This window comes from Corallococcus sp. AB032C (assembly GCF_003668935.1).
Taxonomy (GTDB): Bacteria; Myxococcota; Myxococcia; order Myxococcales; family Myxococcaceae; genus Corallococcus; species Corallococcus exiguus.
In genome coordinates this window covers 39,305-48,986 of the sequence record NZ_RAWP01000046.1, presented here as the reverse complement: position 1 = coordinate 48,986, position 9,682 = coordinate 39,305, and the positions used below count along the sequence as shown (strand labels likewise).

The following is a 9,682-nucleotide window of genomic DNA, read 5'->3' as shown; positions in this document are numbered from 1 at the left end:
CATCGAAACGGTGTTTCCGGCCGAGTGACCTCCCGCCGGACCCTCTCAGGGTGAAGGGGGGGTGTGTCTGTTATTGATGTATGGCTTTGCGGCGGAGAAAAGTCGCCGGGCACGCGCCCGGGCACGGTGGTCCGGGTAGACTCCAGGACCATGGGTGCCGCGTCGAACTCCCCCGGAGGGAAGAATGCGCTCTTGCGCGGCCTTCCTTCCATTGAGCAACTCCTGCGTCAGCCGTCGTTGGAGTCCCGGCTCGCGAACCTTCCCCATGCCCGCGCGGTCGCGGCACTGCGGCTCGCCGTCGAACGTGTGCGCACAAGGCTGCTCGCGGGGGACCCGCGGCCCTTCGAGGACGCGGACGTGGAGGAGGCGCTCGCGTCCCTGGCCACGCCGAACCTGCGGCCTGTCATCAACGCCACCGGCGTCGTGCTTCACACGAACCTGGGCCGCGCACCCCTCGCCCCCGAAGCCGTGGAACGCGTCGTCGCCGTGGCCCGTGGCTACTCCAACCTCGAATACGACCTGGACGAAGGTGAACGGGGCAGCCGCTACGCCCCTCTCATCGGCCACCTGCGCACGCTCACGGGCGCGGAGGACGCCATCGTCGTCAACAACTGCGCGGGCGCCGTGCTGCTCGTCCTCGCCGCGCTCGCTTCAGGCCGTGAGTGCCTCGTGTCCCGCGGCGAACTCGTCGAAATCGGCGGAGGCTTCCGCATCCCGGACGTCATGCGCCAGTCCGGCGCGAAGCTCGTCGAAGTGGGCACCACCAACCGCACCCGCCGCGCGGACTACGCCAACGCACTGAGTCCAGACACCGGCCTCATCGTGAAGGTCCACCGCTCCAACTTCGCGCTCGTCGGCTTCACGGAAGAGGCGTCTCTCGCGGAGCTCACCGAACTGGGACGCTCCCGTGACGTGCCCGTGTTCCAGGACCTGGGCTCCGGCGCGCTCGTGCCTCTCTCTGGCCCAGGTCTCACCCAGGAACCCACCGTGGGCCAGGCCATCCGGGATGGCGCGGACGTCGTCGCCTTCTCCGGCGACAAGCTCCTCGGGGGGCCCCAAGCCGGCGTCATCGTCGGCCGCGCGGACCTGCTCCAGCGCATCAAATCCCACCCGCTCACACGTGCTCTGCGTGTCGACAAGATGACGGTCGCGGCCCTGGAGGCGACGCTGGAGCTGTACCGGGATGGCCGCGCGGACGCGGTCCCCACCCAAAGCCTGCTCACCCAGCAGCCGGCTTTGTTGCGAGCCCGTGCCGAACGCCTGGCGGCCCTGCTCGCGGCGCACGGCGTCGAGGGCCGGGTCGTGTCCGTGGACGGACAAGTAGGTGGAGGTGCCATGCCTCTGTCCCGGTTGCCTTCCTACGCTTGCAGCCTCACCGTAGAAGCGCCGAAAGTATTCCTGGAACGTCTGCGCGAAGCCGAGGTGCCCGTTATTGGCAGGATTGCGGATGACGAGGTCGTTCTCGACGTCCGGTGTCTCTCAGAGGAGGACCTGGGGCAGGTCGCGCAGGCTGTGGCGGCCGCCCGTTCGGGAAGCCAGCCATGATCAACAGCGCCGTGCTCGTTTTAAACCGGTACTACCAACCGGTTCACGTGACGTCAGTCAAACGGGCCTTTTCCCTGCTGTATCAGGGCGTCGCCAAAGCCATCGACGAACAGTACCGGCTGTATGAGTTCGAGGACTGGGCCGCCCTCAGCGCTACCCAGGACAGCATCACCACCATCGACCGCACCATCCGCGTGCCGCGCGTCCTCGTGCTCGGCGCGTATGACCACCTGCCGCGCGCCAAGGTGCGCTTCTCGCGCCTCAACATCTACGCGCGCGACAACGACACCTGCCAGTACTGCGCGAAGCAGCTGCCCCGCAGCGACCTCAACCTGGACCACGTCAGCCCGCGCACCCAGGGCGGCAAGACGACGTGGGAGAACGTCGTGTGCTCCTGCGTGCCCTGCAACCTGAAGAAGGGCGGGCGCACCCCGGAACAGGCCGGGATGCGGCTGCTCAAGAAGCCCGTGCGCCCGCGCTGGACGCCGCTGTTCCGCGGCGCCATCCGCAAGATCACCTACCGGGAGTGGCTGCCGTTCCTCCACCTCGCGGACGTGTCCTACTGGAACGTCGAGCTGCTCGACGAGTGACAGCGAACGGCTCCCCGGCCGCCTGCTCCCCGAGCCTCCTGGCTCCGGGGCGCGGGCTTCGGGCGCTACAGGGTCGGCCGTGAAATGGCGGGGTGTCGACTCGGGCGGTAGGACGGGCTTTGATGCGAGCCTTCGTGAAGCCCGCCCCCTTGCCTCCATCCGCTCCCGCCCCCCTGGCTGGCACTTCGCCGCGTGCAGGCAATGACGCATCGCCCTCGGGTCCAGCGGGACTCGTGCGGCGCGCCCGCGCGCGACGGATCATCGCGGTGGGCGGCGGCAAGGGCGGCATCGGCAAGTCGATGGTGTCCGCCAACCTGGGCGTCGCGCTCGCGCAGGCAGGCCAGAAGGTGCTGCTCGTGGACGCGGACCTGGGCGGCGCCAACCTGCACACGTGCCTGGGCGTGGGCCCTCCGGAGTCCACGCTGTCGGACTTCCTCCGCCGTGGGAAGGCGAACCTCGAAGAGGTGATGGTCTCCACCGGCGTGCCCGGGCTGTCGCTGATCGCCGGCGCGCAGGACTCGCTGGACGCGGCGAACCTCAAGTACGCGCAGAAACAGAAGCTCTTGCGCACGCTGCTGTCCCAGACGACGGCGGACTACCTCATCCTGGACCTGGGCGCGGGCACCAGCTTCAACACGCTCGACTTCTTCCTCATCGCGGACCACGGCCTGCTCGTCGTGCTGCCGGAGCCCACGTCCGTGGAGAACGCGTACCGCTTCGTCAAGGCGGCCTTCTTCCGCAAGCTCCAGCAGACGGAGGCGCGCTACGGCATCCAGGACATGGTCGAGGGCGCGCTGTCCACCCGCGAGGGCGGCCTGCGGACGCTGCACGACATCGTCGCGCAGGTGCGGCGCAAGGCCCCTTCGGACGCGGAGCGGCTGGAGCGCGAGCTGGCGGCGTTCCACGTGCGGCTCGTCGTGAACCAGGCGCGCACGGACGCGGACGAGAAGGTGGGCGCCGCGATGGTGTCCGCGTGGAAGAAGTTCTTCGGTATCGACATGGATGACCTGGGCGCCCTGCGCCACGACGATGAAGCGTGGCGCGCGGTGCGCAAGCGCAAGCCGGTGCTCCTCGAGCGGCCCGATTCGCCCGTATCCCAGGGACTCCAGCGCATCGCCGCGCGTATCCTGACGCTCGACGGCATTTCCCCCGAGTCCGCCATCCCATGAAGCCCTTCGCGCAGCAGACCTACTACGAGATCCTGGAGGTGCCGCCCACGGCGAGCGACGCGGACATCCGCGCGGCCCACCAGCGCCTGATGGAGCTGTATTCGCCGGATTCCATCGCGGTGTACGCGCTGGGGGATCCGGATCAGGTGGAAGCGCTGCGTGACCGGATGAACGAGGCGATGGAGATGCTCACCGACGCGGACCTGCGCGTCGAGTATGACCGCTCCATCGGGCTGACCACGGAGCGGCTGGCGAAGGCCGCCGCGACGGCGGAGGCCGCGGGCGCGGTGGACTCGGCCGCGCGTGTCGCGGAGGCCCTGGCCACCGCGGCGGCGGCGCTGGCGAAGGCCGCGGGCGCGGTGGATGCCGAAAGGCTGGAGGCGGAGTCGCGACTGAAGGCCGCGACGTCCGTGAACGACGATGAAGGGGAGGCGGCTCGCGCGAGCGGGACGCCTGGAAAGAGCGAGGAGCGGATGCGGGGTGAGGAGTCGAAGCGGCAGGAGTCCTCGGGGATGGACGCGCCAGGCGTGCCCTCCGAGCCGGTGATGGTGGGTGGCGTGGCGGTGGTGGAGGCCTTCCGTGCCTCGTTCACCCGGAGCCTGTCGTTCGTCTACGTCCCCGCGAGTCCGCTGCGCGGCCAGGGCAGGGGAGCCACCGAAGCGCCGGCCCCCGCCGTGGACGCGAAGTCCTCCATCGCCGAGAACGCGCCGGCTGCCTCGGCACCCAAGGACGAGGCACCTGCCCCGGCCGAGACCCCTGCCAATGCGGTCGCGTCCCCTGCGGAAGCCGAGCCTCCGGCTGGCTCCGTTTCCGCGCCCGCGAGCTCCTCCGTCGAGCCCCCGGAAGCCCCGGAGCCTTCCGCAGCGGTCGCACCAGACCGCGTGGAGGCCCTCGATGCGCCTGTTGCCTCCGAGGCAACAGAGGTCCCGGCGCTCCAGCCCGTGCCGGACCCCCATCCCGTGGCCGCGTCGCCCGTGGCCGAAGTCAGCGCCACGCCCGCCGTGCCGCTCACGCCGGAAGAGAGCGCCACGCCCTCCGCGCCGGTTGCCGAGTCTCACGTGCCTGAAGCGGGCGCCGCGCCGGAAGCCAGCGCCACGCCTGTCGCCGCGCCACAGGTCCTGGAGGCCGGATCCATGGCCACCAGCCCCGCGCCCGCCTCGGACGCGGCGGCGGTGACGACCACCCAGGGCGAGTCGGATCCGAACCCCGCCCCGGGCACTCCGACCCTGGACTCCAGTACCACCGCGCTGGCCCGGATCCCGGCCACCGGGGCCTCCCGCGCCGCCGTTCGGCCCCTGACGTCGTCTCGCCCCATCGACTCGCGTTCGCCGCAGAAGGGCCCCACGGGGCCAGGCACGGTGAAGGGCCCCACGGTGAAGGGCCCCACGGTCCGCAAGCTCGGGGACGCCCAGGTCCTGGCGCAGGACTCCGCCATCGCGACCGCTGAGTCCGCGCTGGCCCAGGTGGCCGCCAAGGTCCGCGAGGCCCGCCCCCGGGGCGTGGACATCCCCTCGGACGCCGAGTTCAACGGCGAACTGCTCCGACGCGTCCGCGAGGCCCGCGGCCTCTCCATCCAGCAGCTGGCCGACCGCACCCGCATCTCCGTGCGTCACCTGGAGAACGTGGAGGCGGACCGCTACACCGCGCTCCCCACCACCGTGTACCTGCGCGGCATCCTCATGAACCTCGCCCGGGAGCTGGGCCTGGACCCCCTGCGCGTGTCCAAGAGCTACCTCGCGCTGTTCTCCGACAAACCCGCCAAGTCGGGCCGGTGACCGGGAGTGGGCGGGCCCACCTCCCGTGCGACGGGAAAAGTTGACTCGCACGGGGTGGGTGCCTAAGTAGTGGCACGATGACGGAAGAGGAAAAGGTCAAGGCGATGCGACTCGCTCGCGCGATCGCCTCCGATATCTCGCTCTACAACGAGCAGAAGATCATCAAGGGCATCGAGCAGGACAACCTTTTCGAGGTCCTCAAGGAGGAACTGGAAGAGGGGCGCGCGCTCTACAAGAGCCGCGTGAGCGTGGAAATCAGCACCCAGGCGAACTTCTTCGAGCGCGCCATCAACGACATCGTGTTGCGCTCCAAGGCGCACGTGAAGTCGAAGATCTGGTAGCGCCCTCCGCCGTGGCCGCACCCGACACGCGCGAGCACCGTGCCCTCCCCGAAGCCCGGGGTGAGCGGTTGGATGCGTACCTGGCCCGCGCGTTCCCGGACCTCACGCGCTCCCGCCTCCAGGGCCTCATCGCCGACGGCCACGTGCTGTCGGACGGCAAGCCCGCCAAGGCCGCGCAGCGTCTGCGCGGAGGCGAGCTGCTGGGCCTCCACATCCCCGCACCCGTCGCGGCCATCCCGCAGGCGGAAGCCCTGCCCGTGTCCTTGCTGCACGAGGACCGCGACCTCGTCGTCGTGGACAAGGCCGCCGGCATGGTGGTGCACCCGGGCGCGGGCCACGCGTCCGGCACGCTCGTCAACGCGCTGCTGCACCGCGTGAAGGACCTGGCCGGCGTGGGCGGCGAGCTGCGCCCCGGCATCGTCCACCGGCTGGACAAGGACACCACCGGCTGCCTCGTCGTCGCCAAGCACGAGCAATCCCTGGTGGCGCTCCAGAAGGCCTTCAAGACGCGCGAGGTCCAGAAGACGTACCTGGCCCTGGTGCACGGCGTGCCGCCCGCGGAAGGGCGCATCGAGACGCTCTACGGCCGCCACCCCATCCACCGCCAGAAGTTCACCGGCAAGGTGAAGGAGGGCAAGACCGCCATCACCCTGTTCCGCGTGCGCGAGGCCTTCGACGGCGCCGCGCTGGTGGAGGTGGACCTGCTCACCGGACGCACGCACCAGATCCGCGTCCACCTGGCGGAAGCCGGACACCCGCTCCTGTGCGACGCGCTCTACGGCGCCGGCCGCAAGGCGAAGGGCGCGGTGGCGGATGCGCAGGAGGCGGTGGGCCGCCAGGCGCTGCACGCGTGGCGACTGGCCTTCGAACACCCGCGCACCCACAAGGCGCTGGACCTGGAAGCCCCCCTCCCGGAGGACTTCCAGACGGCGCTCACGCGCTTGCGCGAGGCGAGCGTCCCCGCGGGCCCGCCCACGAAGGCGAAGCCCGCGGCGAAGAAGCCCGCGGCGAAGAAGGCTACAGGCCGGAAACGCTGATCTGCTGCTGGCGGCGGGAGAGGACCTTGATGGGCTGGATGGCCATCACCCGCATGAAGACGGACAGCAGCTCCGGGTCGAACTTCTGGCGCATCTCCGTCCACATCAGCATCAGCGCCACCTCCGGGCCGTACGCGTCCCGGTAGGGCCTGCGGGAGGTGAGCGCGTCGTACGCGTCGCAGATGGCGATGATCTTCGCGTACACCCCCAGGTTCGTCTTGGGGATGATCATCTGGATGTTGCCGCGCGCGTCCCGCACCGCGGTGCCGTAGTCCGTCTTGTGCTCGAACGTCGTCACCACTCGCAGGAGCGTGGAGCGGCTGAAGCCCTTCTCCATCAGGATGTTGCGCACGCTGATGAGCGGGGCGCGGGCCACCGTCGTCTTCTCGTCCGCGGTGAGCGCGCCTCGCTTGGTGGCCAGCTCCTCCGGCAGCGTCGTCATGCCCGCGTCGTGGAAGAGCGCGATGTAGCCCAGGTCGCGCAGCTGCGGCTTGGTGAGGCCCAGCTCCGCGCCGAACACGATGCACATCAGCGCCACGTTCACCTGGTGGTAGACGAGGTAGTCCTCCTCGCGCTTCTGCGTCGTCATGCCCAGGAAGTGGGTGCGCTGATCGTAGGAGATGTCCACGAAGTCCTGCACCAGGCGCAGCGCCCGCGACGAGCCGATGGGCTTCCCCGCGCGCACGGACTCCAGGTACTTCTGCAGGAAGAACACCGCGCGGGCGTACACGGTCATCGCGTACTTCTTGCGGTCGACCTTCTGGTCGCCCGGGTTGTCCATGTCCTTGTTCAGCTTCTCCTTCAGCTTGGAGAACTTCGCCACGCGCATGTTGAGGAGCTTGCGCCCCTGCAGGCCGTCCTCCTCCGCGGCGGTGGACTGCTCCTTGCTGAAGATCCAGACGAAGTTCTTCAGCTCCTGCGTCGTGACGGGCTTGGTCAGCGTGATGCCGCCCACGTCCTTGGCGCGCATCTCCGACAGCAGGTAGCGCTGGTTCTCGATGGAGTTCAGGTCCACCTTCACCAGCATGCCGTTCAGGTAGTACGAGTCCTTGACGCCCGTCAGCTCCAGCCGGCCTTCCTTGCCGATGATCTGGTTGATGATGTCCTGGAGCTGGTGGAGCGGCTTTTCGAAAACGGCGTTCTCCGGGTCATACATCTTCACCGAGCGCACCAGCATGTAGAGGCCGGCGAGCATGGAGCGCGACAGGTTCTGGAGCTTCTCGTTGTGCTCTCGACCGTACTCGCCCAGGTTTTCTTCCTGGGTCTGATTGATCTTCAGATTGTCGGCCATGGTGTCAGCTCGCCTCTTCCGGCAGCGCCGAGTCCCCGAACAGGGCCTTGCGCGTCTGGTACATCGCCTTGCGGGCCGCGGTGAGGACGTCCAAGGGCTGCGCCTTGTCCTCCAACACGCCCTGCAACATCTTGTAGGACTGGATTGAGCCCGCGCCGCCCAGGCCCATGATGGCCAGCAGCTTGTCCTCCAGCACGCGCCGCTTGTTGAGCAGTGACGGCTTCACCGTCAGCAGCTGCTGCATCATGGACAGCGCGGCGGGCAGGTTGGTGGCCCCGATGGCCGCGTAGAAAGCGGCCTTCTCGTCCGTCGTCTTCTTGTCCCAGCTCGACTCGCGCACCTGCCGCACCAGGTCCGTGAAGGCCCGCTCGCGGTCGAACTCCGGCAGCAGCTTCGCGGCCAGCATGCGCACCTGCGCGACGCCGTCGGTGAGCGCATCCAGGATGATGCGCCGGGCCTCCGCCGTGCGGCCCCGCCCGATGATCTGCATGACCTCCAGCTTCACCACCAGGTTGGGGCTCTTCATCACCTGGCCGAACATCTTCACCCGCTCCGGGTGGTTGCTCTTCTCCAGGATGTAGACCATGTCGCGCACCGTCTGCGGCCGGTCCGACAGGAGGCGCGCGACGAAGGGCTCCGGCAGGTCGCGCGCGAACGTGGCCAGCACGTCGCCCACGAGCAGGCGGTTCTCCGGCAGTTCAATCGTCTCCAGCACGCTGAGCAGCGGCAGCACCGAGTCCACGCCCAGCGCCTGCAGGTAGCGCGTCACGTCCTGCGGCTGCCGCGTGCGCGTCGTCTTCAGCGACTCGCCCAGCCGCGTGAGGCGCTGCTCCTCGCCCATCTTGTGGAGGAAGTTGTTGAGCATGCGCCCCAGGTCCTCGCCGCCTTCGCGCTGGGAGAGCGCGCGCAGCTTGAGGACGATCTGGTTCACCGTGGCGAAGTCGTCCTGGAGCAGCAGCATGTCCAGCAGCTGCAGGAAGATCTCCTCCAGCAGCGCCGCGTCATCCACGCCGCCTTCCACCACCTGGAACACCGCGCCCACCAGCTTGGGGAAGAGGCGCGCGCTCTCTTCCTCGGTGATGTCGCGCTGGATGCGGGCCTTCAGGTCGTCCGAGGCGTGCCGGCCGCCCACGACGAGGCCGCGGATCTGCTCCACGCCGTCCAGCTTCGCGTCCAGGTCCTCCGCGGACACGCGCGCGAAGCGCAGGAAGTCATCCGAGTTCGTCGTGAGGCGGGAGTAGAGGTAGCCCACCACCTTGTCCACCTCCACCTGGACCTCGTCCTCGGAGGCGCCCTCCATGGAGAAGCCCTCCACCACCACGTACTCCACCTGCTGCATGCCCGCGCGCCACAGCTGCGCCAGCACGTCGTCCGCGCCGCGCTCCGGCTCCGACAGCGCGATGAGCGTGAGGGTGACCAGCTCCTCCAGCGGCAGCCCCGGCCGGAAGATGAGCTGACGGATGCCGTCGCGGAAGAACTTGTAGGGGAGCGGCGACTCCTCGGAGAAGAGCGGCTCGCCGTGCAGCATGAAGTTCTGCTGCTCCACCTTCAGCGAGAGCGGTCCGAACTTCTCCGTGTACGTGGAGATGGCCTCCAGCGCCTTGGAGAGGAACTCCGGGAAGCGCGCCTCGTTGTGGCGGTACATGCCAATCTGCTTGATGCCCTTGAGCAGGTGGAACGCGAACGTCTTCGCCAGCTCCACCTTCTCGCGGACCTCCGGTGACTGCTCCGGCTCCGCGGTCGCGTCCGTGACTTTCTGGGGCTGTGCCATGAATCCTGGAAGAATCCGGAGGGGGCGGAAGGCCCCGGTGGGGGGGAGCCTGGAGTGTACTCCCGTCCAGGTCCGGCTCCCAATTCGACAACTGCCCAGAATCCAGGGGGTTGGCGTGACACCTGGGCAACATGGGGCGGACTGGCGGTGAAGCCCCGGTGTG

At 69.0% G+C, this 9,682-nt stretch carries 8 protein-coding genes; 6 read left to right on the top strand and 2 right to left on the bottom strand.

Annotated elements, in window-relative coordinates; all coding sequences use genetic code 11:
- The first annotated feature begins 150 nt into the window (after positions 1–150).
- From selA to D7X99_RS21160, 6 genes are all read left to right on the top strand, one after another.
- On the top strand, positions 151–1,545 hold the full coding sequence (gene selA / locus D7X99_RS21185) for an L-seryl-tRNA(Sec) selenium transferase (protein WP_121779356.1): 1,395 nt from the start codon (positions 151–153) through the stop codon (positions 1,543–1,545).
- Positions 1,542–2,135, top strand: a complete 594-nt coding sequence (locus tag D7X99_RS21180) for an HNH endonuclease (RefSeq protein ID WP_120568177.1) — start codon at positions 1,542–1,544, stop codon at positions 2,133–2,135. The genes selA and D7X99_RS21180 overlap by 4 nt, the downstream gene beginning before the upstream one ends.
- A gap of 122 nt (positions 2,136–2,257) precedes the next feature.
- On the top strand, positions 2,258–3,304 hold the full coding sequence (locus tag D7X99_RS21175) for a MinD/ParA family protein (protein ID WP_368667779.1): 1,047 nt from the start codon (positions 2,258–2,260) through the stop codon (positions 3,302–3,304).
- Positions 3,301–5,079 (top strand): helix-turn-helix domain-containing protein, encoded by a 1,779-nt coding sequence (locus D7X99_RS21170; RefSeq protein ID WP_121779355.1) that lies wholly within the window; start codon positions 3,301–3,303, stop codon positions 5,077–5,079. Before D7X99_RS21175 ends, D7X99_RS21170 begins: the two co-directional genes overlap by 4 nt.
- A 77-nt stretch (positions 5,080–5,156) precedes the next feature.
- Positions 5,157–5,420, top strand: coding sequence for a hypothetical protein (locus tag D7X99_RS21165; RefSeq protein WP_120580122.1), 264 nt, complete (start codon positions 5,157–5,159; stop codon positions 5,418–5,420).
- An 11-nt stretch (positions 5,421–5,431) separates the two neighbouring features.
- Positions 5,432–6,457: an RluA family pseudouridine synthase gene (locus D7X99_RS21160; protein WP_121779354.1), complete on the top strand. Its 1,026-nt coding sequence runs from the start codon at positions 5,432–5,434 to the stop codon at positions 6,455–6,457.
- Here D7X99_RS21160 and D7X99_RS21155 read toward each other — a convergent pair.
- Both D7X99_RS21155 and D7X99_RS21150 read right to left on the bottom strand, forming a co-directional pair.
- Positions 6,438–7,748, bottom strand: coding sequence for an HD-GYP domain-containing protein (locus D7X99_RS21155; protein WP_121779353.1), 1,311 nt, complete (start codon positions 7,746–7,748; stop codon positions 6,438–6,440). The two genes, D7X99_RS21160 and D7X99_RS21155, sit on opposite strands and share 20 nt — an antisense overlap.
- 4 nt (positions 7,749–7,752) lie before the next feature.
- Positions 7,753–9,519: a HEAT repeat domain-containing protein gene (locus D7X99_RS21150; protein ID WP_121779352.1), complete on the bottom strand. Its 1,767-nt coding sequence runs from the start codon at positions 9,517–9,519 to the stop codon at positions 7,753–7,755.
- Positions 9,520–9,682 lie beyond the last annotated feature (163 nt).

Bases quoted from the DNA above. Each gene is read 5' to 3' on its own strand.
- selA (WP_121779356.1), top strand. From the start codon at position 151: ATGGGTGCCGCGTCGAACTCCCCCGGAGGGAAGAATGCGCTCTTGCGC.
- D7X99_RS21180 (WP_120568177.1), top strand. From the start codon at position 1,542: ATGATCAACAGCGCCGTGCTCGTTTTAAACCGGTACTACCAACCGGTT.
- D7X99_RS21175 (WP_368667779.1), top strand. From the start codon at position 2,258: ATGCGAGCCTTCGTGAAGCCCGCCCCCTTGCCTCCATCCGCTCCCGCC.
- D7X99_RS21170 (WP_121779355.1), top strand. From the start codon at position 3,301: ATGAAGCCCTTCGCGCAGCAGACCTACTACGAGATCCTGGAGGTGCCG.
- D7X99_RS21165 (WP_120580122.1), top strand. From the start codon at position 5,157: ATGACGGAAGAGGAAAAGGTCAAGGCGATGCGACTCGCTCGCGCGATC.
- D7X99_RS21155 (WP_121779353.1), bottom strand. From the start codon at position 7,748: ATGGCCGACAATCTGAAGATCAATCAGACCCAGGAAGAAAACCTGGGC.
- D7X99_RS21150 (WP_121779352.1), bottom strand. From the start codon at position 9,519: ATGGCACAGCCCCAGAAAGTCACGGACGCGACCGCGGAGCCGGAGCAG.